Origin of the sequence: Eggerthella sp. 1_3_56FAA, assembly GCF_000185625.1 — a bacterium.
Classification (GTDB): Bacteria; Actinomycetota; Coriobacteriia; order Coriobacteriales; family Eggerthellaceae; genus Eggerthella; species Eggerthella lenta.
In genome coordinates, this window is sequence record NZ_GL622579.1 from 375633 (window position 1) to 400603 (window position 24971).

Below are 24971 nucleotides of genomic sequence, written 5' to 3' on the forward strand. Positions count from 1 at the left end.
TCCCGAACCCTGAGAGACGAGCTTTCCTACTCCTTTTCCGCCAAGATGCCGCACCGATAGGCTTCCAGCAGCTCTTCCAAGTCGGCTATCTGCTGCTTGAGCACCGAGCCGTTGTCGGTGTCGGCCACCAGCGTGCGCTTGTCGACCAGCTCCACCACCTTGCGCGACGAATGGATGTCCAGCTCGTTCACCACGGCGGCGCGCATCGACTCGAGCGGCTCGTGAGCCGCCAGCACGAAGCCGTAGGAGTTCGAGATCAGCGTGTAGCCGGCGATGCCGGTGGTGGGCTGGTAGGCTTTCGAGAAGCCGCCGTCGATGGTGAGCACGCGGCCGCCGCACTTCACCGGATCCTCGCCGTCCTTCACCTTCACCGGCACGTGCCCGCACACGATGCGCGACGTCTCGGGATCCATGCCGAAGTCCTCGAAGATGCCGCCCATCACGCGCTCGTCGTCGAGATAGGAATAGAACGAGTTCTTGACCTCCTTGCGCGCCTCCTTCTCGGCGATCAGGTACAGCTCGAACGTGGCCATCTTGCTCTTGGCGAACAGGGGCGATCCCTCGCCCAGCCACATATACCACAGAAGGTCGCGCCCGCGCTTGGCGAGCTCAGGATTGGCGTCGTCGAACGCCGCGCGCACGTAGCGCTCCATGACGTCGTACAGCGCACGGCCCTTGTACGTCTCGCCGAACACCTCCGTCTCCATGAGGGAGCCGTCGGCGTTCAGCGGCACGCACGCGTGGAACAACAGGTTGCCGTTGCATATCTTGTACAGGCTGCCCGCGTCCAGGAAGAAGCGCATATGGCGCTGCAGCTTCTCGCAGCCCGTGAACGCCTGCTCGAGGCGCTGCATGACGTCCTCCTCCTCGGGCGTCAGCCGATAAGGGTCGGCCGGATCCACCGTGGGGAACACCGTGTCGGTCAGCTCGTATTCGATGCCGTCCAGCATCACCGTGCCGCGCTCGTAGTCGATCTTGTCGAGCAGCTTGCGACCCTCCAGGCCGAAGCCGGGGTTCTCGTCGATGAGCTGCGCTTCCACCTTGAACTGGATGATGGCCATGGCCTTCTGGATCTTGACGTTCATCTCCAGCTCCTGCGGCGGGAGATCCGGATTGCCTTTGAGGCCGAAGGCGACGCACGGATCGTCCTTGTACGCTTCGAGCGCGAACGAGGCCAAGGGCAGGACGTTGATGCCGTAGGCATCCTCCAGGATGGACAGGTTGCCGTAGCGCGCGCAGTTGCGCACGACGTGCGCGATGCAGCCGCGCTGGCCGAGCGAGGCGCCCATCCACACGATGTCGTGGTTGCCCCACTGGATGTCGAGGGAGTGGTGCTCCATGAGCGCGTCCATGATGATGTGCGGATACGGCCCGCGATCGTAGATGTCGCCGACGATGTGCAGGCGCTCGATGGCCAAACGCTGGATGAGCAGGCACAGCGCCTCGACGAGCGCGCCGCCGCGATCGGTGCGGATGACGGCGTCGACGATGGCGGCGTAGTAGGCCTGCTTGTCAACGCCGTGGCGGTTCTCCGTCATCAGCTCCTCGATGATGTAGGCGAAATCCTTCGGCAGCGCCTTGCGGACGCGCGAGCGCGTGTACTTCTGCGCGGCGCGCTTGCACACGGCGACGAGGCGCTGCAGCGTGACGGCGTACCACGCTTCGGCATCGTCCACCTGCGACAGCACGAGCTCCATCTTCTCGCGCGGATAGTAGATGAGCGTGGCCAGCGAACGCTTCTCGTTCTCGCTCAGCGAATCGCCGAACACGTCGTCGATCTTGAGCCGGATGGAACCCGAGCCGTTCCTCAGGGTGTGGGAGAACGCCTCGTACTCGCCGTGGATGTCGGAGGCGAAGAACTCGGTCCCTTTCGGCAGATTCAAAATGGCGCTGAGGTTGATGATCTCCGCCGAAGCCTTGTCCGCAGAGGGAAACAGCCGGGATAGAAGTTCCAGATACCGCATATCGGTCGCGTCCACGATACAACCTCCTCGTCGAATTCTACAGCATGGCGCTCATTCTATACTATCCCGTCCGAGCGGGCTCGAATGCCGCGAAGAAACCGATCGGCGCGCCCCGTCGGCAAAGCGTTCGCTCGGCGACATCCGGATGCGCGAAGACGCATGGCCGATCACTCCCACGTCTTCCACACGTCGGGAGCGTAGCCGACCGTGGCCTGCTTGCCGTTGCGCACCACGGGCTCGGCCAGCACGTGCTGGTTCTCCAGCAGCTTGTCGAACTTCTGATCGGGCGACAGGTACGCGAGCAGCGACACCGTGTCGGCATCCTTCGCCTTCGGATCGACCAGCGCGTCGATGCCGCCGACCGCTCGGGCGACCGATTCCAGCTCGCCTTTGCTCATCCCCTTCTCCTTCAGGTCGATGAACTGGAACTTCACGCGCCGCTCTTTGAAGTAACGCTGCGCCTTCTTCGTGTCGAAGCTCTTCTTCGTTCCGAACACCTGGATATTCATCGCGCTCCCGCTTTCCGTCCGCTCGTCTATAATGACTGAACACGTTATCACCACCCGAAGCCAAAAGCGAGATGTTCACCCATGCCATCCATCCAAACCACCATCGCCCAGGAGCTGAACCTGACCGCCGCGCAGGTCGCGGCCGTCATCGACCTCGTAGACCAGGGGAACACCATCCCGTTCATCGCTCGCTACCGCAAGGAGGCCACTGGCGGCATCGACGATGCGACGCTGCGCGATCTGGACGAGCGCCTGACCTACCTGCGCAACCTCGAGGCTCGCAAGGACGAGGTACTGCGCGCCATCGAGGAGCAGGGCAAGCTCACGGCCGACCTGCGCGCGAAGATCGACGAGGCCACGGTCATGCAGCGCGTCGAGGACCTGTACAAGCCTTACCGGAAGAAGCGCGCCACCCGCGCCTCGAAGGCGCGCGACGCCGGGCTCGAGCCGCTCGCGCTGCTCATCCTCGCGCAAGGCCGCAGCGCCAAGGATCCGCTGGCCGTGGCCGCCGGCCTCGTGAACCCGGAGGCGGGATACCCCACGCCTGAGGATGCGCTGCAAGGCGCGCAGGACATCGTGGCCGAGGTCGTCGCCGACGACGCCGAGCACGTCGCCTGCCTGCGCGCGGCCACCAAGCGAAGCGGGGCCCTGTCCGTCGAAGCCGTCGACGCGTCCGAGAAGACCGTCTACGAGGCGTACTACGACTTCTCCGAACCTCTGTCGCGCATCCCCAACCACCGCATCCTCGCCGTCAACCGCGGCGAGAAGGAGAAGAAGCTCAAAGTGAAGGTGCGCACCGACGCCGATGCGGCCACGGGCCTGCTGGAGCGCCGCATCCTGCGCGGCGACGGCCCCTTCGCAGCCCTTTTGAAAGCCGCAATCGCGGACGGCTACAAGCGCCTGATCGCGCCGTCGGTGGAGCGCGACCTGCGCGCCGAGCTCACCGAGCGCGCCGAGACCGATGCCATCCGCGTGTTCGCCAAGAACACCGAGAACCTCCTGCAGCAGCGTCCCGTGCGTGGGGCGCGCATCATCGCGCTCGACCCCGGCTACCGCACGGGCTGCAAGGTGGCCGTGCTGGACGAGTACGGCAAGCTGCTCGACCACACCACGGTCTACCCCACCCCGCCGCGCTCCCAGGTAAAGGAAACGCAGGCCCAGCTGGCCGCCTACGTCGAGAAGCACCGCATCAACGTCATCGTCATCGGCAACGGGACGGGCAGCCGCGAAACCGAGGAGGTGGTGGCCGACTACATCGCCCGGTCGAAGGCGCCCGTGCGCTACACCATCGTGAACGAGGCCGGCGCCTCGGTGTACTCGGCCTCCAAGCTGGCAAGCGAGGAGTATCCCGACCTCGACGTCACCACGCGCGGCGCCATGAGCCTGGGGCGCCGCCTCCAGGATCCGCTGGCCGAGCTCGTGAAGATCCCGCCCCAGGCCATCGGCGTGGGCCAGTACCAGCACGACCTCAACCAGGCGGCGCTCGAGCGCGCGCTGACGGGCGTGGTGGAGAACGTGGTGAACCGCGTGGGCGTGGACCTCAACACCGCCAGCGCGAGCCTGCTGGGCTACGTGTCGGGTATCAGCGCCGCAGTGGCCAAGAACATCGTCGCCTACCGCGAGGAACACGGCGCGTTCACCGACCGGGGTCAGCTGAAGAAGGTGCCGAAGCTGGGCGCGAAGGCCTTCCAGAACTGCGCGGGCTTTCTGCGCATCTCGGACGGCAAGAACCCGTTGGACGCCACGAGCGTGCACCCCGAAAGCTACGCCGTCGCAAACGAACTGCTCAAGCGCGCGAAGGTGAAGCCCGAAGCGCTCGCCGACGGCGGCGTCCCCGACTTCGCGAGCCGCCTCGGCGACGTGGACGCGCTGGCGGCCGAGCTGGGCGTTGGCGCACCCACGCTGCGCGACATCGTCTCCGAGCTGGAAAAGCCGGGCCGCGACCCCCGCGACGATGCGCCGGAGGTCGTGTTCAGCGAGGGCGTGCGCGACTTCGACGACCTGACCGTGGGAATGGAGCTTACCGGCACGGTGCGCAACGTCGTCGACTTCGGCGCGTTCGTGGACGTCGGCGTGAAGCAGGACGGCCTCGTGCATGTCTCCAAGATGGCCGACCGCTTCGTGCGCCATCCGAGCGAAGTCGTGGCCGTGGGCGACACGGTCACGGTGTGGGTGACGGGCATCGACAAGGATCGCGGCAAGATCTCGCTGTCCATGGTGAAAGGCAAGGCGTAGGCGCGCGCCCTCACGCTTGCCGGTAGCGGCTCAAGAAGTCGCCCAGGTCGCGCATGGCGTCGCCCAGCACCTCGATGCGCGGCAGGTACACCACGCGGAAGTGGTCGGGCTTCTTCCAGTTGAAGCCGCCGCCGTGCACCACGAGCAGGCGCTTCTCGTGCAGCAGGTCGAGCGCGAACTTCTCGTCGTCCGTGATGTTGAACTTCTTCACGTCGAGCTTCGGGAAGATGTAAAAGCCCGCCTTGGGCTTCACCGCGGTCACGCCGGGGATGTCGTTCAGCGCGTTGTACACGTACTCGCGCTGCTCGTACACGCGCCCGCCCGGCACGATGTAGCTCTGCACGCTCTGGTGTCCGCCGAGAGCCGTCTGCACGATGGACTGCGCGGGGACGTTCGAGCACATGCGCATGTTGCACAGCATGTTGACGCCCAGGATGTAGTCGCGCGCCCGCGCCTTGTCTCCCGAAAGCACCATCCAGCCGATGCGGTACCCCGCCACCATGTGCGACTTCGACAGGCCGCTGAACGTGACGCAGAACACGTCGGGCGCCATCGAGGCGATGGAGATATGCTCCAAACCGTCCATGACGATGCGGTCGTAGATCTCGTCCGAGAAGATGATGAGGTCGTGCTCGCGCGCGATGTCGACGAGCTCCTGCAGCACCTCGCGCGGGTAGAGCGAGCCGGTGGGGTTGTTCGGGTTGATGATGACGAGGGCCTTCGTGCGGCTCGTGATCTTCTTGCGGATGTCGTCCATATCGGGATACCATTCCGCCTGCTCGTCGCACACGTAATGCAGCGGCGTGCCGCCGGCAAGCGTGACGCACGCCGTCCACAGCGGGTAGTCGGGCGAAGGAACCAGCACCTCGTCGCCGTTGTCCAGCAGCGCCAGCATGCTGAGATTGATGAGCTCGCTCACGCCGTTGCCGGTGTACACGTCATCGATGTCCACGCCCTGAATGTGCTTGAGCTGCGCGTACTGCATGATGGCCTTGCGCGCCGAGAACAGGCCCTTCGCCGACGAGTAGCCCTCGCATTCGGCCAGCTGGCGGCTCATGTCGAACACCATCTCCTCAGGCGCGCGGAAGTCGAACGGCGCCGGGTTGCCGATGTTGAGCTTCAGGATGCGCGCGCCGGCCTCCTCCATGCGCTCGGCTTCCTCCACCACCGGCCCGCGCACGTCGTACAGTACGTTGTCCAGCTTGGTCGACTTCTTGATCTCGCGCATGGTATCGCTCCTCGGTTCGGTACGGTCGATGATCGGCGTCGCGGAGGCGTCCGCGTGCGCCCCGGCTGCGGGGGCCGCTCCCCCTGCGCCCTGCGATGCGCTTGCCGGCCTGCTCACGCCGTCCGCGGTGCCGCGGGACACGGTTTCAGGTTCAATTTCCCCCGCGCCCTCCATCAGCCATGCGGCGGGCACGCCCAGCACGTCGGCCAGCACCTCCCCCACGGGCCTGCGGGGCACCGTTTTGCCGTTCGCATATTGGCTGACCTGGCTTTTCCCAAGCTTCATGCCGCGATCTCCCGCGATGCGGATGAGATCGGCCTGCTTGTAGCCTTTGGCTGCCATCGCGCGGGCCAGACGCTCGGCGAACGTTTCCTGCTTCTCGGTCATCATCGCTCCGTAAGTTCAATTTCGCTCCGGATAAATTGAACTCATTAAAGCAGGTTCTTGAACTCTTTACCATACTTGAACCGAAAGTTCATTTTTCCGGCACGTTTCCGAGGGCCGATGGTCAACAGGGGCTAAATGTTTCGGCTGCGAACCGTCGCCAACCGATGCGCTCCTCCGCATCCGCGGCACGCGAGCCGACCGCGCTCGTGCTACCATACGCTTCGACGAAACGCAGAGCCGAAAACGGCGACGACACCCGACGAACCCCAAGAGGCGCACCATGGATCAACAGAGCGCGACGGCGGCCGACGCAGGCCGCGACCTGCACGGCCCCGACCGCATCGAGGTGCGCGGAGCGCGCGTGCACAACCTGAAGAACATCGACGCCAGCATCCCGCTGAACCGGCTCGTCGGCATCGCGGGCGTGTCGGGGTCGGGCAAGTCGTCGCTCGCCCTGGGCGTGCTGTACGCCGAGGGGTCGCGGCGCTACCTGGAAGCGCTCTCCACCTACACGCGCCGCCGCCTGACGCAGGCGGGCCGCGCCTCCGTGGACGAGGTGCTGCACGTGCCCGCCGCGCTCGCCCTGCACCAGCGGCCCAGCGTGCCCGGCGTGCGCAGCACCTTCGGCACGTCCACCGAGCTGCTGAACAGCCTGCGCCTGCTGTTCTCGCGCGCCGGCAGCCACGTGTGCCCGAACGGCCACCGCGTGCCGCCCACGCTGAACGTCGCCGCCGAGCGCCCCATCACGTGCCCCGTCTGCGGCGTGGAGTTCTTCGGCCCCGGCGCGGAGGACCTGGCCTTCAACAGCGGCGGCGCCTGCCCCGAGTGCGACGGCACGGGCATCGTGCGCACCGTGGACCTGGACTCGCTGGTGCCCGACGAGGGGCTCGCCATCGACGAAGGCGCCGTCGCGCCCTGGAGCACGCTCATGTGGGACCTCATGAAGCAGGTCGCGCGCGAGATGGGCGTGCGCACCGACGTGCCCTTCAACCAGCTGACGCCCGCCGAGCGCGACATCGTGTTTTCCGGCCCAGCCGAGAAGAAGCACATCCTGTACAAGGCGAAGAAGACCGACACCTTCGCCGAGCTGGACTTCACCTACTACAACGCCGTCTACACCGTGGAGAACGCGTTGGCGAAGGTGAAGGACGAGAAGGGTCTGGGGCGCGTGGCGCGCTTCCTCAAGCAGGGCGTCTGCCCCGAGTGCGACGGCACGCGCCTCTCCCCGGAGGCGCGCCTCCCGCAGGTTGCGGGCATCGACCTGGCCGAGGCGTCCGCGAAGACCCTCGACGAGCTGGTCGCCTGGACGGACGCCGTGCCCGAAGGCCTCACGCCCGAGATGCGCCCGATGGCGCACAACATCGTCGAGTCGTTCCAGCACACGGCGCGCCGCCTCGTCGATTTGGGGCTGGGCTATCTCGCGCTCGATCGCGCGGGCTCCACGCTGTCCACCGGAGAGCGCCAGCGCGTGCAGCTGGCCCGCGCCGTGCGCAACCGAACCACCGGCGTGCTGTACGTGCTGGACGAGCCGTCCATCGGCCTGCACCCCTCCAACATCGACGGGCTCGTCGAGGTGATGCGCGATTTGCTCGCCGACGGCAACTCGGTGGTCATGGTGGACCACGACACGCGCATCCTGGCCGCCGCCGACTGGCTCGTGGAGATGGGGCCGGGCGCGGGCGCGGACGGCGGAAGGATCGTCGCGCAAGGGACGCTGACCGAGGTGGAGGCGAACCCCGCCTCGTTGATAGGCGGTTTTCTCTCCGGCGCGGAAACCGTGCGCGTGCGCGAGCGCATTCCCGCCGCCGACGTGTTCGCCCACGGAAGCATCGAGCTGGCCACCGAGGCACTGCACACCGTGAAGCCGCTCGAGGTAGCCGTCCCGCGCGGTCGCTTGACCGCCGTCACCGGCGTGTCCGGCTCGGGCAAGACGACGCTCGTGCTGGAAAGCCTCATCCCCTCGCTCGTCGCGAACGCGAGCGGCGCGAAGCTTCCCGCCCACGTCAAGCGCATCGAAGCCGCGGGCATCGAGCGGGCGAACCTCATCGACGCCACGCCCATCGGCTCGAACGTGCGCTCCACCGTGGCCACCTACGCCGGGGTGCACGACGAGCTGCGCCGCGCCTTCGCGCGCACGCCCGAAGCCAAGGCGGCCGGGCTGAAAGCGGGCGACTTCTCCTACAACACGGGGAAGCTGCGCTGCCCCGAATGCGACGGCACGGGCTCCATCAGCCTGGACGTGCAGTTCCTGCCCGACGTGGACATCACCTGCCCCGTGTGCGGAGGCTCGCGCTACGCCCCGGAGGCCTCCCGCATCCACCGCGCCGCTGAGGGCTGCGAGGATCCCGGCTGCACGCTGCCCCAGTTCATGGCCATGACCGTGGACGAGGCGCGCACGCCCGCGTCCGGCTTGAAGAAGGCGCGCGCCCGCCTGGACACGCTGCACAGGCTGGGCTTGGGCTACCTCACGCTGGGCGAGGCCACGCCGGCGCTGTCGGGCGGCGAGGCGCAGCGCCTGAAACTCGCCAGCGAGATGGGCCGGGCGCAGGACGATGCCGTGTTCGTGTTCGACGAGCCCACCATCGGCCTGCACCCGCTCGACGTGCGCACCCTCCTGGGCGTGTTCGAGCGCTTGGTGGAGCAGGGAGCGACGGTCGTCGTGATCGAGCACGACCTGGACGTCATCGCCAACGCCGACTACGTGGTGGACCTCGGCCCCGGCGGCGGCGCCTCCGGAGGCCGCATCGTGGCCGTCGGCACTCCCGAGCAAGTGGCCGACAACCCCGAGAGCGTCACCGGAAGGTACCTTTGATGCACCATCGCACGTGCATCATCGCCCGAAAAACACGCAAAACGGCCTTCGAGCGTGTTTTTCGGGCGATGATGCGTCACGCGTCCGTCCGGATGTCCGCGATGTCGTCGAGGGGGATGCGGGTGCGGACGACGGTGACGGTGCGGGCCGCGAGGTCGATGTCGCTGACCAGGCCGCGCGCGGTGACGTACGCTTCGCCGTCGTAGTGGACGATGCACGCCATCTCGCGCCGTTTCAGCTGGGAGAGCTTTCGCGACAGCTCGAGCGCCTGCTCGTCGGTCAGCTCGCGCTTCGGCTCTGCCACGCGCTCGCGCTCGCGGATGAGGTCGTAGTAGCCTTTGAGCGCGGCGAACGGCATGAACTGCTGCGCGCGGTCGGCGCGGGGTCGGCGCTCAGGCATGGTGCCCTCCTATCTGCTCGTTGCGCTCGCGCGCCGTGGCCTTCTCTTTCAAGCTGGTGCCGCGCAGAAGCGCGTTCTTGCCGAAGCGCCCCTTCACGGCCAGCACGGCCTGCTGCAGGCGATGTTCCTCGGCCTCCGCTTCCACGTCCGAGAACAGGTCCATCGTGGCGAACTCCTCGGGGAGCACCCCGCCGACGCCCACGTTGATGCGGCGGATGGGCGCGTCTTTGCGCGTGGTCTCGTCGAACAGGTCGAGGAACCGCGGCATGAGCTTCGAGTAGAGGTTCGTGCGATCCGCCTGCCTGCGCGTGGAGCCGGTGTGAGAGAAACCGCGGCGGCCGCTTGCGGGGCGCCTGCCGTGGCCGCCGTCGAAGAACGCGCCGTCCGATTCGCCCGCACGCTCGCCTGGACCCTTCGCGTACCCCACGTACAGCGATATCGATCCGGCGACCAGACGTTTCTCCACGAGATCGAGCACCAGCTGATCCACCATCTCGCGCAGCACGTCGCGCGCTTCCTCGAACGAGTAGTCGCACGGCAGCACCTGGCCGTTGCCCAGAGAATGCCCGCTCGGCTCGTAGGCGTGGATGTCGGCGATGGTGCACGGCTCGACGCCGTGGGCGTGGTCGATCAGATACTCCGCGTTCACGCCGAACTCGCGGTACAGCGTGGCCTCGCTCATCTCGCATACGCCGCGCAGGTCGTACACCGCGTACTTCGCCAGGCGCCTCGCGATGCCCGGGCCGATGTTCCAGATATCGGTGATGGGCCGGTGGGTCTGGATAGTGCGCTCGAACTCGGCCTGGTCGAGAAAGCCGATGCAGTCCCGGGCGTGCTTCGCCGTGATGTCGAGCGCCACTTTCGCCAAGAACAGGTTCGGCCCGACCCCTGCCGTGGCGCGCACGCCCGTCTCGGCCAGCACCGCCTCCATGAGCATGACGGCGAACTCCCGGGCGCTCGTCCGGTACAGCGACAGGTACGGCGTCGCATCGATGAAGCATTCGTCGATGGAATAGGGATGGACGTCCTCGGGCGACACGAAGCGCAGGTAGATGGAGTAAATGTCGGCCGACGCCTCCATGTAGCGCTGCATGCGCGGCTTCGCCATGACGTAGTCCACGTTCTCGGGGATCTCGAACACGCGGCAACGGCTGGACAGGCCGAGCGCCTTCATGGACGGCGTGATGGCCAGGCAGATGGTCTTCTCCGTGCGGTCGGGATCGGCCACGACGAGGTTCGCCGTCAACGGGTCCAGCCCGCGGTCGACGCATTCGACGCTGGCGTAGAAGCTCTTCAAATCTATGCACACGTACGTGCGCTCCATCGCGCCGACCCCTTCCTCACCTAACCAGCACACTTGTTCGTTTAGTATAGCACGTTCGTCGCGGGATCGGAGGAGCCGCTGCCGCTTTCACACCGAGATCGGCTTCGTTGCCGGCCCTTCCAGCACCGTGCCGTCGGCGGCGAAGCGCGAGCCGTGGCAGGGACAGTCCCATGAGTCCTCCACGTCGTTGTGCGCGAGGCAGCAGCCCAAGTGCGAGCATCGGCGGCCCGGCTTCACCAGGTTCGCCGTCGAGGTGCCCAGGTTCGAGAACAAGCTGGCATGCAGCATGGAGCGCTGCGGCGAGAAGAGGCCCTGCACCGAGCTCCTCCCTTTCACGATGAGGTCGGTTATGGTGCGCGCGGCGACGTACGAGCCGGTCATGCCCCATTTGCTGAACCCGGTCGCCACGTAGTGGTTCGGACGGCTGCGACGATGCACGCCGATGTAGGGCCGGTGGTCCAGGCTCATGCAATCCTGCGTGGCCCACGCGTAGCGCTCCTGCGCCTCAGGGTACGCCGCATCCGTGAACGAGCGGACCTCGGCGTAGCCCTCGCTCGGCTTCGGCCCCTCTCCGGTGCGGTGCCCGCCGCCTCCCACCAGCAGGAAGTCCCGGTACGTGCGGAAGGAGAAGCCGCCGCCGTCGCTGATGAGCATGCCGTCCGTCAACGGCGCCCCTTCCAGCGCGATCACGTACGAGCGCATCTGGTGCTCCTTCATGAAGTAGAGTCCCGGGACGTTGACCAGCGGATAATGCGTCGCGTAGACGATGTAGTCGGCGGTGATCGACCCGCGATCCGTGCGCGCCGTGTTGCCCTCGACGCCGGTCACGAAGGCGTGCTCGTACACGTCGATGGAGGGGAGCAGCCCGTAGAGCAGCTTGAGCGGGTTGAACTGCGCCTGCCGCTCCATGCCGAGAGCACCCTTGTTCGGCAGCGGCACGGGAGCGCTCGCCAGCTCGTGATGCGGGATGCCCAACCGCTCGTAGGCGTTCCGCTCGCGTTCGAGGGCGGCGGCGGACTGCTCGGCGTACACGTACGCCGTTCGCTCCTCGAAATCGCAGGGAACGGAGGCGGCGAGCTGCCGCAGCCCCTCGACCGCCGCCTGGTTCGCCTCGAAGTACTGGCGCGCCCGGTCGGGCCCTTCCTGCTTGACGAGCTTGTCGTACACAAGGCCGTGCTGCGCGGTCACCTTCGCCGTCGTGTTCGCCGTAACGCTCCCACCCGCCCGGTCTTTCTCGGCAAGCACGCATCGGCATCCTGCCTGCGTCAGCAGGTAGGCGCTCAAAACGCCCGCCATGCCGCCGCCTATGACCAGCACGTCGGCGCGCACGTCGCCTTCGAGCATCCGAGCGCCCTCGCGCGGACGCACGGCAGTCGCTTCCCATAAAGAGGTCATGGCCAGCCCTTTCGCTTCGGTTCCGTTTTCACGGTCGCACACGATAGCGCGTCGAAGCTGCCGGGAAGCCGCTGGTGCGCGAAGCGTAGGGCGCTCATTGACGAAGGGTTGACCGCGCGAAGCACAGCCTCCCGCGCAAGGACTCCCCTCCCTCGCCGAGCGTCACTCCTCTTCCAAATACGCCCCCGTCTGGCGGCTCCAGAGGTTCGCGTACTCGCCGCCCTGCTCGATGAGCTGGGCGTGAGGGCCGTCCTCGGCCACCTTGCCGCCGTCGAGCACCACGATGCGGTCGAGGCTGGCCACGGTGGACAGGCGGTGTGCCACCACGATGGACGTGCGCCCGCGCATGAGCGTTGCCAGCGCGTCTTGCACCAGCTGCTCGCTTTCGGAGTCGAGCGCGCTCGTGGCCTCGTCCAGCACGAGCACCGGGCAGTCGGCCAGAAGCGCCCGCGCGATGGCGATGCGCTGACGCTGCCCGCCCGACAGCTTCACGCCGCGCTCGCCCGTGACGGTGTCGAAGCCCTGCGGCAGCCGCTCGATGAACTCCAGCGCGTTCGCCTGGCGCGCCGCTTCGCGGATCTGCTCCATCGTGGCGTCGGGCCGCCCGTAGGCGATGTTCTCGGCGATGGTGCGATGGAACAGCAGCGCCTCCTGCGGCACGTAGGCGATCTGGCGGCGCAGCGACTGCTGCGTCGTCTCGGCGATGTTCTGGCCGTCGATGAGGATGCGCCCCTCCTGGATATCGGACAAGCGCAGCAAAAGCTTCGTGAGCGTGGTCTTCCCCGCCCCGCTCGTGCCCACGAGGCCCACGCGCTGGCCTGCGGGGATATGCAGCTCGAAGTCGTCGAACACGTGCGTGCACGCGTCGCCGTCGGTGTACCAGAAGTCGATGCCCTCGAAGTCGATGGCGCCCTCGCGCACCTCGAGCTCCGGCGCGCCGGGCTTGTCGTCCACGAGGCGCGGCTCGTCGAGGATGACGGTCATGCCGCTCGCGTCGCCGAACGCGCGGTTGAAGCGCTGCAGCCCGTTGTTGATGAAGTTGAACTGGTTCGTCACCGTGTAGGTGTAGGTGAACATCACCACGAGCGTGCCGGGCGTGATGCCGTACCACGCGTTGCCGCCCGCGATGAACACGGCCACCACGCTCATGATGGCGATGGTGATGCACGCCGTCACGATGCCGCGCGTCAGCGACGCCCACATGCGCTTCGAGTCGCGCGCCACCACCTCGCGGTTCGCCTGGTCGAACAGCCCCCGCTCGTAGTCCTCGCGCCCGTAGGTCTTCACCGCCAGGATGTTCGCCACCGAGTCGGACAGCTCGCCCGACAGCTGGTTCTGCGCGCTGGCCGCCTGCTCGTTGAGGTGCAGGATGCGCTTGTACATGTAGTACGACACGCCCGCGTACACCGCCAGCAGCACCATGAGGATGGCCACGTACACCGGCACGCGCGGCGCGAGGATGGCACAGGTGAACACCACCGAGCAGATGACCGGCAGAAACGGGAACGTGATGGTTTCCAGCAGCAGCTGGTAGGCGCTCATGAACTTCGTCGTCTGGCTGACCAGCGTGCCGCCGAAGCGGTTTGAGTGGAACGACATCGACTGGTTCGACAGCGCGTCGAACGACATGGTGGCCAAGTCGTAGGACGCGGCGATCTCCAGCCGGTACATCGTGTAGTCCTGCACCTTGCTGGCCGCCTGGCCGGCCACGTTGATGAGGATGAGCGCGGCGATGTAGGGGCCGAACACCGAGAACACCTCGTCGGGCGCCACCGAGCCCGCGCTCACGCGATCCACCACGAGGCTCATGACGTAGGGGTTGCCGTACGAAAGCAGCGCCACGAACAGAAACGTCGCGGTCATGAGCGCGGCGAACAGCCCGATGTGCTTACGGGTGACCAGCCAGAAGTAGTAGAGCGTGCGACGCGTCGTCGACGGAGCACCGGTTCGTGCCATGCGGGATTCCTTTCTCTTTTCTCAGCACGATTATGCCACAAGAAGGCAAGGCCGGAGGGCGTGCCGCGGGCCTTGACAAGGAAGCCGCAGGCCCTACCCTACGAGCTTGGACGACTCTACCTGCTCGACGTACCAGGTCATGAACTTGGCGAGGGGTTTGCGCAGCACGAGGCCGATGAGCGCCGCGGGGATCAGGAACAGCAGGAGCAGCCCGATCTCCGTCCAGAAGTCGGCGCCGTAGGTGCCGAACATGGCCGCCCGCATGGCGTTCACCACGTGCGTGGCGGGAAGCCAGGGGCTCAGGGCCTGCACGAACGGCGGCAAAAGCTGCAGCGGGAACGACCCGCCGCACCCCGTCACCTGGATGATCAACAGCAGCACCGCCACGGCCTTGCCGAGGTTCGCGAACGCCGCCACCAGCGCGTATATCAGGAACGTGAACACGAGGCCGGCTATCCAGAAGCACAGCATGAACAGCGCGGGCTCGGCAACCTGCACCTGCAAGAACAGCAGGTTCCCCAAGCCCATCACCGTGGTCTGCGCGAGCGACAAGAACGCCAGCACGCCGAAGCGCCCCATGAACAGCTGGCGCGGCTGCGGGTCGGACAGCTGCTCGCGGGTGCGGTCGGAAACCGTCGGCTTCACCACCACGAGGATCAAAAGCGACCCGATGAACAGGGCGAGCGTCGTGTACAGCGGGGCCATGGCCGAACCGAAGTTCTCAGCCGGGAACACGGCCTCGCGCTCGATGCCCACCGGCGCTGCGAGCGCCTTCGACAAGAGCTGCGCGTCGGCGCCCAGCACCGCGCGCAGCGCGTCCGCGTCGCCCGCGACCAGCGCCTCGTCCACGCCGTCGGCGAGCGTATCCAGCTCGCGCGCCGTTTCGCGCAACTTCTGCGCCGCCTCGTCCACCTTCGCGCGCGCATCGCCCAGCACGTCGGCGGCCGACCCTGCGGACGCGGACAGATCGGCGCCCGACGAGCGCAGACCGTCCAGGCCGTCTCCCATGTTAGCCGCAAGCACGCCCGCGCTGTCCGCGAGCTGCTGCAAGCCCGGCTTGAGCCCGCTGTCGAACGAGGCTGCGAGGTCGTCGGAGGCCTGCCGCGCCTCAGCCGCAAGCCGTTCGACCTCCGCGCGCTGAGCCTCCACGTCGGCGTTTCCAGCCTCCAGCCTCTCGGCTGCGGCGCCCAGGTTGTCGCGCATGCCCTCCATAAGCGAGACGACGGCGCTCATGCGCGCGATGACGGCGTCGAGCGCCTGCTGGGCATCGGAAGGCAACGAGCCTCGCAGCTCCTCGAGCTGCTCTATGGCGCTACGGTACCGCGCGATCTGCGCGTCCACAGCTTCGGCCTGGCCCCGCAGCCCTGCCGCGCCCTGCGCGGCACCGGTCGAGGCGGCGTCGAACAGCGCCCCTGCGGAGGCAGACACCTCGTCGAAGCGCGCGGCAGCACCGTCGAGTGCGCCCGCAAGGTCGTCGACCGACCCTTTCACGGCCGTCACCAGGTCGGAGGCCGACGTAGAGCCCTGAGACGATGCGGCGTCGAGGCCATCGACCCCGTTTTGCGCTGCGACTACCAGCTTGCCCGAGTCGCTCGCGAGCGTCTGCGCAGCGCCGGCCAGCGACGAATACAGTTCCAGCACCGACGCCATCCGTTCGGCTTGCGCTCCCATGTCGCGCACTTTCCCCGACACACCCGCAATGCGCCCGCCCACGTCTGCCTCGTCGGCGTAGGCGGACATCGACTCGGCGATGCCCAGCGCCACTTCTGACAACGTCTGGGCGAACACCTCGTTCACCTGGTACGATACCGAATCGGCACCTTGATCGGTGATCTTCGGCGCAATAGCGCTCTTCTTCTCGTTGGCGTAGTAGACGATACGGGCGTGCTGCACGTCCTCGGAGTAGAACGTCAGCATATCCTTGCTGAACCCCGCGGGGATGACCACGGCCGCGTAGTAGCGTCCCGACCGCGCGCCGTCCACCGCGTCCTCCTCGGTGGTGAACGTCCAGTCGATCTGGTCATTTGCTCGCAGAGCCGACACCACCCGCTCGCCGATGTTCACGCGCAAAGGCACGAGATCGCTCTCGTAGCCGTCGTCGACGTTCGCTACCGCCACCGTCAGGTTGCCCGTGTTGTCGAACACGTTCCAACACGCGATGACGTTGTACCACGCGAAGATCGACGGCATCACCACGAGCCCGATCACGATGATCACGCTCATCGCGTTCGCGAACAGCCGCTTGAAGTCGCTGCGCACGATGCGGATCACGTTACCCACGGACGACGCCCCCTTCCGCATCCTGCGCTTCATGCGCGTCGGAGGCGCAGGCCGCGGCGGGCGCCGGATCACCGGACGCCTCGTCGTCGGACGAGCGCACCATGCGGTCGCGCGCGCCGCCCAGCTCCAACAGCCCCTCGTCGCTCATACCTTCGAGCCTCATCTGGCGTTCGAGCCCCGCGCGCAGGCTCTCCACCACCACGAGGAACACGAACACCACGACGAGCCAAACCAGCCACGCCGTGAGCAGCTGCACCTTCTCGGCCGGCGTGAGCGAGAACACCACCGCAAGCGCCACGGGCACCGAAAGCCCCAAGGCCAGCGCACCGCGGATGAGACGCGGGTACCATCGCTCGAAGCGCTCCATGCGCGCCCGCAGCTCCTCACGATACTCCTCTTTGTCAGACAACGCTCTGAACAGCTGCGACACGCGATAGGGGCGCGCGGGGATCTCCACGTCCTCCCCGTTGAAGATGCCGCTCTCGCGCACCTGGCAGGCCACCATGCGGTTGACGTTCGCCATGAGCGGCCGCACGAGGATGCCGAACGCCATGAACAGCGCGAAGAATAGCGCGAGCATCCCCAGGGCGTCGACGTACTGCGATCCGTAGAAGCCGAAGATAGCCTCGCGCATGGCGGAGATGCCGTAAGTGAAGGGGAAGAACGGGTAGACGGCCTGGAAGAAGCTCGAGGTCATCTCGATGGGATACAGCCCCGTCGCGCCGGGGATCTGCGCGAACACCAGCACGATGCAGATACCCTTGCCGATATGCTGCAGGGTAACCGACAGCGCGTAGATGATGCTGAGATAGGAAAGGGAGGCCACGATGGCAGCGAAGAAGAGCGCGGGAGCGTTCGCCGCCTGCACCCCGATGGCCAGCACGCCGGCGCAGCAGATCGCCGCCTGCAGCACCGCCATCGCGGCCAGCAGCAGGAAGCGCCCCAGGTAGCGCTGCGTGACGGTGAGCTTGCGCACGCCTTCACCGTCCACTTCCTGCTTCATGATGACCAGCAGCATGAACGCGCCGATCCAGAACGTGAGGTTCATGAACAGCGGAGCCATGGCCGAACCGTACGCGTTCAGCTCGTACAGCTGCTCGGTGACCAGTTCGGTGGGCGAGCCCATGAAGTCGGCGATTTTGGCCGCGTCGAGGCCGTCCTCGCCGAACGCCTTCGCGAGCGCTCCCGATTCGCCGAGCGACAGCACGTCGGTCTGCACGGTGGACAGGCTTTCCTCCAAATCGGCAAGGATGCCGTCGGTCTGGCCGAGCGCCTCACGCGCGGCGACGAGCGTGGAGGTCAACTGGCCGATCGCCAACTCGGTCTGGTCGATCAGCAGACGTTGGTTCGACACGGCGGCCGCGAGCGAAGACGAAACAGCGCTCAGCTGCGCGAGGCTTCGGTTGACGGTGGGAACCGTATCGCCGAACAGGCCGTCCGCGTACGCCCCCGCGGCATCGGCCGCGCCCTGCACCGATCCGTCGAAGGACGTTCCCGCTTGGGACACCGCGCGCGCGAGATCGCCCGCTTGCGTGTTCGCCGCGTCGAGAGCGTCGAGCGTCGCCTGCGCGTCGGCCGCACGCTGGTCGAGCGCATCGGCGACCGCGACGAGCGGCTCTTTGGCCGCGTCGCCGTCGGGCAGCGCCTGAGCCGCCTGGCGCACCTGGGCGGCCAGCGCCTTGCTCTCCTCGGCGGCGTCGCGGCCCTGCGCGATGGTCGCGCCGATGCCCGCCTGCGCCTCGCCCGCCGCCGCGGTCATGCTGCCGACGGCGCCGTTCGCTTTCGAGGACGCTTCCGACACCGTGCGGATCGTCTTGTTCACGGCGGGCATCGCCGCCGAGGAAATCTCCGCGGCCTCGCCCTGCAGCTGGGAGGTCAGGTTCGCGATGGCCGCGAGGGCGTCGCCTGCCGCGGCGATGTCCTCGCGCGCTCGTCCGAGCGAATCTTTGGAGCCGGCTGCCTTGGCCTGAGCTTCGTCGGTGGCCGCGACGATCCCGTCAAGCGTGGCGCGCGCCTCGGATATCGCCTGCACCGCGCCCGCCACTTTGACCGCCGCCCTCGCCTTCGATGCGTCCAGCGCGTCGTTCGACTCCGCCAACGCTCGGTCGACCGCGCCCACGGCCACATCGCTCACCGTAGAGACGAAGGTGGAGTTGATCGTCTCGTCAAGGGTGCTCGCGCCCGTGTCGGTGATCTTCGGCGCCACGGGTCCCGTCTTCTCGTTCACGTAGTAGGCCAGCTCGGGCTGCACGAAGTCGCCGGTGGTCAGCGACAGCAGCCGCTCGGTGAAGTCTTCGGGTATGACGAACGCAGCGTAGCTCGCGCCCGCATCGAGCTCGTCCATGGCGGTGGCGCGATCGACGAACGCCCAGTCGAGCTGCTCGTTTTCGCGCAGCTCCTCCACGATCATATCGCCCACGTGCAGCTCGCCGGTCAGCTCGCTGGAAGCGCCCGCGTCCTCGTTCACCACGCACACGCGCAAGTTGCCCGTGTTGTCGTAGGGGTTCCAGAAGCCGACCACGTTGTACCAGGTATACACTGAAGGCAGCACGAGCAGCGCGATTACCACCACCAGCGCGCAGGGCGCCTTAAGCAGGCGCAGCACATCGCGCTTGAATACGCGCAGAACGTTACCCATTGCCCGTCGGACCCCTCTCATCGCTCGCTCGAAAACAACCCGAACAATGATACCTCCTCCGTTGACACTCCGTCAGCCCCGATTGACGATCCAACCCCTTCCGTCAATCGCACGCCGCGCCACGTGCGGCCGAGGACGCGTTCGACAAAGAACGCCAAGGCGTGCGATGTCGAGCAGGCAACCGGCGAGCCTCCCGTCTGCGGCGCAACCGGCATGGCAACCCCACAGGTGCGTCTAGAGCCGCGATACGCTGGAATCATGGGGCTCGCAAGTGCGCGGTACGACCAACGACCCATGACCGAGCGGGCTCTGGCTCCATGACCCGCAGCCACAGGCATCACGCCCCATGGCCCGCAGGCTTGTGCGCTTCGATGACTTGGCTGCGCAAGCCCGACGTCCGATTCTGGCAGGAATCGACGTGATTCCGTCGCGTGGGGCCTCGGCCGTTTAATCTTGTTTGCTTGAAAACCGTTGACCTGGGAAAACATCGACACGCTCTCATCGCGTCATCTCCACATTGGGACAGGCGCTTCTCCAGCGACGGAATCCTGTCGATTCCTGCCAATTTCGACATGATCCATCGCGCGCCTGGCCGTCGGCTCCTCGGCACCCGCAAACGATACCAGTTTTTCATGCGAATCCAACGCCGTTTCCACGTGCGTCACCTCTCGACCCAATGCCGATTCCACGCGCGTCGCTCCTCGATCCAGCACGGATCGCATGCGGATCTTGTGCCGTTCCAACGCGGTTGCCACGCCCGATAATAGTTGTATCATCTGGTATAACTCCGTGTTACACTCGCGCCATGCGCATCGTGCTCGCTTACATATCGGCTCTCGATTTCTGGCGCTCCGCCCTCAGCGACGAGGGCTCGGCGCGTATGGCATGCCGAGCCCGGATCCTTCCCGATCGCGCGCCGCACGCGTTGGCGGTACAATCCCATCCGCTTGCACAGAGCGGCGCTTCGTCTTTCCCCGTGCACCTGCTCGCGCACGGAAGCCAGAGGAAAGCGTCGGACATTCTCGTCGTCCACCAAGCAAAAGACCTGCCCGACGGATCGCTGCGTCAGATCGTGATTCCCGGCAGCGACGAACCGCTTCTTACGACAAGCCCCGAACTGACTTTCGTCCATATGGCGTCCTTGTTGAGCTTTCCCCGCACGGTTCACCTCGGATACGAGCTATGCGGAACCTTCGCCCCGGACGAGAGCAAGCCGTACGGGGTCAGAGACCGAAAGCCTCTCACTACGCCGGCTAAATTGGCCTCGTATCTGAACAAGGCCGAACGCATGAAAGGCGCGAAACGGGCGCGATCAGCGCTTCCCTACATCTTGGGCATGTCGGCCTCCCCGCGAGAATCGACGCTGGCCGAGCTGATCACGCTCCCCTGCCATCGTGGAGGAAGCGGCATCGAAAACCCCGAGATGAACGCCGTCATCCCTATCAGCTCAAGCAACCGCTGGGCCACCGATCGCTCCTCGTTCCGATGCGATCTCCTTTGGCGCGATCAGGGTGTGGCCGTCGAATATGACAGCACTCTGTGCCACACCGGCGCCGAACGCATCGCCAACGACGCCTCGCGGAGAAACGCGCTGGAATCCCTCGGCCTCACGGTGGTAACCGCAACCTGGCGGCATGTGACGAACTATAAAGAATACAATCGATTCGCACGCATTCTTGCGAAGCACCTAGGGACGAGAATACGCCCGAACTGCCCCGATTACCCGAACAGGCAGCTCGCCCTCCGCTCAGAGCTTCTTCGCTGAAGCGAGGCGAGCGGCAGGATCGCAACGTTTCGACAGGAATCGACGGGATTCCGTCGTTGAAGGAGCGCCTAACCCGGCACAGAGACCCAATGATGGGAGCGCGCTCGCGTTTTCCCAGGTCAACCGTTTCATGCTTGAACAGGACAGCCAGCCGGCACTCTCTCGCCACGGAATCCCGTCGATTCCTACCAGAATCGGGCATCGAGCTTGCGCTGTCGAGCCGTCGGGGGTATGCACCCTGCCCACATGCGCGCCGGCTGCGCCGTGCACGGCGAACCCCCTTGCACCGGCGTCGCGTCCGAAAACGGAAGCGGCCCCGACGTGTCGTCGGGGCCGCAGGAAGAGACCTTGTGCGATACGCAAGCGTCCTTTTCCGCCCTACGCCTCCAAGCGTTTCGCGATGGCCAGGATGAAGTCGCGGGTGCTCAGCTTCTTCGGGTTCGGCAGCGTGGTGATGAGCGCGAGGTCGCCCGTCATCTCGCCGGCCTCGATGGTGTCGAGCGTGGCGCGCTCCAGCTTGTCGGCGAACGCCACGAGGTCGTCCAAGCCGTCCAGCTCGCCGCGCTTGCGCAGCGCACCCGACCACGCGAAGATGGTGGCCACCGAGTTCGTGGAGGTCTCCTCGCCCTTGAGGTGCTTGTAGTAGTGGCGCTGCACGGTGCCGTGCGCGGCCTCGTACTCGTAGTAGCCCTGAGGGCTCACCAGCACCGACGTCATCATGGCAAGCGAGCCGAAGGCGCTCGACACCATGTCGCTCATCACGTCGCCGTCGTAGTTCTTGCAGGCCCAGATGAAGCCGCCGTCGGCCTTCATCACGCGCGCCACGGCATCGTCGATGAGCGTGTAGAAGTACTCGATCCCGGCTTCCTCGAAGCGCGCGGCGTACTCGGCGTCGTAGATATCCTGGAAGATGTCCTTGAAGCGGTGATCGTACTTTTTCGAGATGGTGTCCTTCGTGGCGAACCAGATGTCCTGCTTGATGTCGAGGGCGTACTCGAAGCAGCTGCGGGCGAAGCTCTCGATGGACGCGTCGAGGTTGTGCATGCCCTGGGCGATGCCGGGGCCGTCGAACTTCTGCACCAGCTCGCGCGTCTCGGAGCCGTCTGCGGCGGTGTACACGAGCTCCACCGTGCCGGGACCGGGAACGCGCAGCTCCGCGTTCTTGTACACGTCGCCGTAGGCGTGACGCGCGATGGTGATGGGCTTGACCCAGTTGCGCACGCACGGCTCGATGCCCGCGACGGTGATGGGCGTGCGGAACACGGTGCCGTCCAGCATGGCGCGGATGGTGCCGTTAGGGCTCTTCCACATGCTCTTGAGGTCGTACTCGTCCATGCGCGCGGCGTTCGGCGTGATGGTGGCGCACTTCACGGCCACGCCCAGGCGCTTGGTCGCCTCGGCGGAATCGACGGTCACCTGGTCGTCGGTGGCGTTGCGATGCTCCAGGCCCAGGTCGTAGTACTCGGTCTTCAGATCGATATGCGGAAGCAGCAGCTCGTCCTTGATCATCTGCCAGATGATGCGCGTCATCTCGTCGCCGTCCATCTCCACGAGCGGCGTGGTCATCGCTATTTTCGCCATAGTCAACCTTTCCGTGTCCAAAGGGCCGTCTCTCCCCCGTTTTCCCGTACCCGCACATGATACCCGTCGAAGCGGGCGCACGACGCGCGGGAAAGCGATTTCCAGCGCAACGCCAAAAAGGAGGCCTCTTCGCCGCAGCAGCACTACATCAGGCCCTCGCCCGATCGTCGGAGGCCAGCGCCATGTAGCCGTCTTCGAGGGTGGGCTCGACGGGCTGCGACCCCGCGGGCGGCGCGGCGCTCACGATGCGGTAGCGTGTGCCCTGCGCCGTGGTGGCTGCGTTCACCACGACCGCGCCCGTCGGCGGCGCCATGAGCGGCGGCGTGAGCCACGTGCGTCCGTGCGCGCCGTCGATGAGGCCCGCCGTTGCGCCGTCGTAGCGCAGTCGGCCCGATCGCAGAACGCACACGTAAGGGCAGGTCTGCGCCACGTCGTCGAGGATATGGGTGGACAGGATCACCGTGCGGTCGGCTCCCAGCGTGGCGATGAGCGTGCGGAATCGCATGCGCTCCTCGGGGTCGAGCCCGGCCGTGGGCTCGTCCACCACGAGCAGGCGCGGGTCGCCCATGAGCGCCTGCGCGATGCCCACGCGCCGCCGCATGCCGCCCGAGAAACCGCCGATGCGCCGGCGGCGAACATCTGCCAGCCCCACGCGCTCGATAAGCTCGTCGGCCTGGCGGCGGCGCTCGCGCTTGTCGTCCATACCCTTGAGGATGCCCACGTAGTCGAGGAACTCCGGCGGCGTGAGGTTCGGATAGGGCTCGATGTCCTGCGGCAGGTATCCGAGGGTCTTCTTGAGCGCGCGGCGGTTGCGCGGCTCGGCGATATCGCGGCCGTCAACCAGCACGTGCCCGCGGGTGGGGCTCACGATGCCACACAGGATGCGCATGAGCGTGGTCTTGCCGGCGCCGTTGGGGCCGATGAGCCCGATCATGCCCGAGGGCAGGTCGAGCGTGAGGTCGTCGAGGGCGCAGGGCCTCTTGTCGAAGTCCTTGCCCAGGCGGTCGAGGGAGATGAACATGGGAGTCCTTTCTATGCGGAGCGGAGGCTCGTCAGTGACGGCGGTACGAGCGCCTGCGGGCGACGGCCGCGGCCGCGGCCAGAAGCGCCGCCGCAACGGCGAACTTGAACACGAGCAGGGCCAGCGCTTCGAAAGGCGCAGCGGCGGGAGCCGGCCCCTGATAGTCGAGGAACGGCTGGGATCCGAAGAACGCCTGCGCGAGCGGGTCGCTCGCGATATGGAACTGCACGCCGCCGCCGGAAGCCGGAACGCCCTTGAACGAACATGCGAACAGCGTACCCAGCCATGCGGCGACGGAGACGATGCGCGCGACGATCCTCGGCAGTAACGAGCCCGCCAGCGCCGACAGCGCCGCAGCAACAAAGGCAGCGGGAAGCACCACCCCGGCGAACAGGACTATCGCCTGCAACGGAGCCCAAACGTTGCCGTGCAGCATCTGCCCGGCCGCACAGAACAGCAACAAGGCGGCCGAAGGCGATGTCATCACGGCCAGAGCGCCCGCAACGCGTGCGACCGTCAGCTCCATCGGCCTTACGGGGGCGGAGGCCTCGACTTCCGAGATGCCCAGCCGCTCGGGCTCGGCGGCAAGGTCGGTGAAAGCGGCAGCGTAGGCGACGGGCGGCAGCATGGCCAGCATCTGCGCCAAGAACACGAGGTCGGCGACGTCTCCCGTCTCGAAAGGAAGCCCGGTATTCACCGTGACCCCCATCGACAGCAGCGCCAGCAGCAGCGACGCAACCCATATCGCACGCTGCCGGGCAGCCATGCGCGCATGGATCACCGACAACGACAAGAACCTCATCGCGCACCTCCCAGCTTCCTCCACACGCGCTCGGGCGAGCCCAGGGCATGCCATGCGCACGCGCCGACGGCGAGCAGCACGAGCAACGGCAACCCGCGCTGCAGCGCCGGCATCGACGCCGTGTTCGGATCCCATATCAACGCGAAGAACAGCCAGACGAGCATCACGACGAGCGTCGTCGCACGCGTCGACCCGGAAAGCGCCGCCGCATACGCGACCAACACCATGAGAGCTGCCCCGCCCGCCGGCGAAAGCGCGCCGACCCAGCCGGCGTCGCCGTAGATCGCACCTGCGAGATGCAACGACGCGAACAGCGCGAAGCCTCCGACAGCCGCCGCGACCAGCAGCACGGCCGCGCGCATGGTCTGCACCGTGCGGAACTCCATCGGCGTCGACGCATGCAGCTCCACGAGCGTGTCGCCCGTGAACACGGCCGCGGCGCACATGCCCGCGGCGGCGGCGTAGAGCGGCATGATCCCCAGCATGGCGAGCGCGGCCGACGCCGGTCCCGCCGCCAGCGCCCAGCACGAACCCGCGATCGCGATCAGCACCGCCGTCGCGAGCGGCACCGCGATCCCCACGACCCTGACGCGCCGCGCCTGCGCGTCCAACAGCGCCCACCATGCGCCTGATGCCGAGCCGCCGCGAGCGGCCCTATCCGAAGCACCCATGCG

The 24971-nt window shown here is 66.7% G+C and carries 16 protein-coding genes; 3 read left to right on the plus strand and 13 right to left on the minus strand.

Annotation, left to right across the window (positions count from 1 at the left end; translation table 11 throughout):
- Nucleotides 1-26 precede the first annotated feature (26 nt).
- Nucleotides 27-1979, minus strand: coding sequence for a fructose-bisphosphatase class III (locus HMPREF1023_RS01590; RefSeq protein ID WP_009304383.1), 1953 nt, complete (start codon nt 1977-1979; stop codon nt 27-29).
- A 152-nt stretch (nt 1980-2131) separates the two neighbouring features.
- Complete coding sequence (locus HMPREF1023_RS01595; RefSeq protein ID WP_009304384.1) at nt 2132-2473, minus strand: arsenate reductase family protein; 342 nt, start codon at nt 2471-2473, stop codon at nt 2132-2134.
- 81 nt (nt 2474-2554) lie between these two features.
- On the opposite strand from HMPREF1023_RS01595, the gene HMPREF1023_RS01600 reads away from it, so the two are divergent.
- A complete protein-coding gene (locus tag HMPREF1023_RS01600; RefSeq protein ID WP_009304385.1) occupies nt 2555-4708 on the plus strand; it encodes a Tex family protein in 2154 nt (717 codons plus the stop codon).
- Nucleotides 4709-4718: 10 nt separating this feature from the next.
- On the opposite strand, the gene HMPREF1023_RS01605 is transcribed toward HMPREF1023_RS01600, so the two are convergent.
- Entirely contained in the window at nt 4719-6326 is a 1608-nt protein-coding gene (locus HMPREF1023_RS01605) for an aminotransferase class I/II-fold pyridoxal phosphate-dependent enzyme (RefSeq protein WP_009304386.1), read from the minus strand.
- A 277-nt stretch (nt 6327-6603) separates the two neighbouring features.
- Between HMPREF1023_RS01605 and HMPREF1023_RS01610 the strand changes: the two genes are divergently transcribed.
- Entirely contained in the window at nt 6604-9135 is a 2532-nt protein-coding gene (locus HMPREF1023_RS01610) for an excinuclease ABC subunit UvrA (RefSeq protein WP_009304387.1), read from the plus strand.
- Between the two features lie 76 nt (nt 9136-9211).
- On the opposite strand, the gene HMPREF1023_RS01615 is transcribed toward HMPREF1023_RS01610, so the two are convergent.
- The 6 genes from HMPREF1023_RS01615 to HMPREF1023_RS01640 all read right to left on the minus strand — a co-directional run bounded on the left by HMPREF1023_RS01615 (nt 9212) and on the right by HMPREF1023_RS01640 (nt 19128).
- Complete coding sequence (locus tag HMPREF1023_RS01615; RefSeq protein WP_009304388.1) at nt 9212-9535, minus strand: hypothetical protein; 324 nt, start codon at nt 9533-9535, stop codon at nt 9212-9214.
- Nucleotides 9528-10859 carry a DNA repair protein gene (locus HMPREF1023_RS01620; protein WP_009608574.1) on the minus strand — a complete coding sequence of 444 codons (1332 nt, stop codon included), beginning with the start codon at nt 10857-10859 and terminating at the stop codon, nt 9528-9530. The genes HMPREF1023_RS01615 and HMPREF1023_RS01620 overlap by 8 nt, the downstream gene beginning before the upstream one ends.
- Before the next feature lie 87 nt (nt 10860-10946).
- Nucleotides 10947-12254, minus strand: a complete 1308-nt coding sequence (locus HMPREF1023_RS01625; RefSeq protein WP_035578263.1) for an FAD-dependent oxidoreductase — start codon at nt 12252-12254, stop codon at nt 10947-10949.
- A gap of 162 nt (nt 12255-12416) precedes the next feature.
- Nucleotides 12417-14210 carry an ABC transporter ATP-binding protein gene (locus HMPREF1023_RS01630; RefSeq protein ID WP_009304391.1) on the minus strand — a complete coding sequence of 598 codons (1794 nt, stop codon included), beginning with the start codon at nt 14208-14210 and terminating at the stop codon, nt 12417-12419.
- Between the two features lie 93 nt (nt 14211-14303).
- A complete protein-coding gene (locus HMPREF1023_RS01635) occupies nt 14304-16490 on the minus strand; it encodes a YhgE/Pip domain-containing protein (RefSeq protein WP_009304392.1) in 2187 nt (728 codons plus the stop codon).
- Entirely contained in the window at nt 16483-19128 is a 2646-nt protein-coding gene (locus HMPREF1023_RS01640; protein ID WP_009304393.1) for a YhgE/Pip domain-containing protein, read from the minus strand. The genes HMPREF1023_RS01635 and HMPREF1023_RS01640 overlap by 8 nt, the downstream gene beginning before the upstream one ends.
- Nucleotides 19129-19933: 805 nt before the next feature.
- Here HMPREF1023_RS01640 and HMPREF1023_RS01645 point away from each other — a divergent pair.
- Complete coding sequence (locus HMPREF1023_RS01645; protein ID WP_009304394.1) at nt 19934-20893, plus strand: hypothetical protein; 960 nt, start codon at nt 19934-19936, stop codon at nt 20891-20893.
- A 378-nt stretch (nt 20894-21271) separates the two neighbouring features.
- Here HMPREF1023_RS01645 and HMPREF1023_RS01650 read toward each other — a convergent pair whose 3' ends face one another.
- From HMPREF1023_RS01650 to HMPREF1023_RS01665, 4 genes are all read right to left on the minus strand, one after another.
- Entirely contained in the window at nt 21272-22474 is a 1203-nt protein-coding gene (locus HMPREF1023_RS01650) for an NADP-dependent isocitrate dehydrogenase (protein WP_009304395.1), read from the minus strand.
- Nucleotides 22475-22622: 148 nt separating this feature from the next.
- A complete protein-coding gene (locus HMPREF1023_RS01655; protein WP_009304396.1) occupies nt 22623-23495 on the minus strand; it encodes an ABC transporter ATP-binding protein in 873 nt (290 codons plus the stop codon).
- Between the two features lie 31 nt (nt 23496-23526).
- Nucleotides 23527-24297, minus strand: coding sequence for a hypothetical protein (locus tag HMPREF1023_RS01660; RefSeq protein ID WP_009304397.1), 771 nt, complete (start codon nt 24295-24297; stop codon nt 23527-23529).
- Nucleotides 24294-24971 (minus strand): hypothetical protein (locus tag HMPREF1023_RS01665; protein WP_369707136.1); only part of this gene is annotated, 678 nt, incomplete at its 5' end. The genes HMPREF1023_RS01660 and HMPREF1023_RS01665, both read right to left, overlap by 4 nt.

Coding starts and splice junctions, on each gene's coding strand:
- HMPREF1023_RS01600 (WP_009304385.1), top strand. CDS start 2,555: ATGCCATCCATCCAAACCACCATCGCCCAGGAGCTGAACCTGACCGCC.
- HMPREF1023_RS01660 (WP_009304397.1), bottom strand. CDS start 24,297: ATGAGGTTCTTGTCGTTGTCGGTGATCCATGCGCGCATGGCTGCCCGG.
- HMPREF1023_RS01645 (WP_009304394.1), top strand. CDS start 19,934: ATGCGCATCGTGCTCGCTTACATATCGGCTCTCGATTTCTGGCGCTCC.
- HMPREF1023_RS01650 (WP_009304395.1), bottom strand. CDS start 22,474: ATGGCGAAAATAGCGATGACCACGCCGCTCGTGGAGATGGACGGCGAC.
- HMPREF1023_RS01630 (WP_009304391.1), bottom strand. CDS start 14,210: ATGGCACGAACCGGTGCTCCGTCGACGACGCGTCGCACGCTCTACTAC.
- HMPREF1023_RS01625 (WP_035578263.1), bottom strand. CDS start 12,254: ATGACCTCTTTATGGGAAGCGACTGCCGTGCGTCCGCGCGAGGGCGCT.
- HMPREF1023_RS01640 (WP_009304393.1), bottom strand. CDS start 19,128: ATGGGTAACGTTCTGCGCGTATTCAAGCGCGATGTGCTGCGCCTGCTT.
- HMPREF1023_RS01615 (WP_009304388.1), bottom strand. CDS start 9,535: ATGCCTGAGCGCCGACCCCGCGCCGACCGCGCGCAGCAGTTCATGCCG.
- HMPREF1023_RS01620 (WP_009608574.1), bottom strand. CDS start 10,859: ATGGAGCGCACGTACGTGTGCATAGATTTGAAGAGCTTCTACGCCAGC.
- HMPREF1023_RS01610 (WP_009304387.1), top strand. CDS start 6,604: ATGGATCAACAGAGCGCGACGGCGGCCGACGCAGGCCGCGACCTGCAC.
- HMPREF1023_RS01605 (WP_009304386.1), bottom strand. CDS start 6,326: ATGATGACCGAGAAGCAGGAAACGTTCGCCGAGCGTCTGGCCCGCGCG.
- HMPREF1023_RS01595 (WP_009304384.1), bottom strand. CDS start 2,473: ATGAATATCCAGGTGTTCGGAACGAAGAAGAGCTTCGACACGAAGAAG.
- HMPREF1023_RS01655 (WP_009304396.1), bottom strand. CDS start 23,495: ATGTTCATCTCCCTCGACCGCCTGGGCAAGGACTTCGACAAGAGGCCC.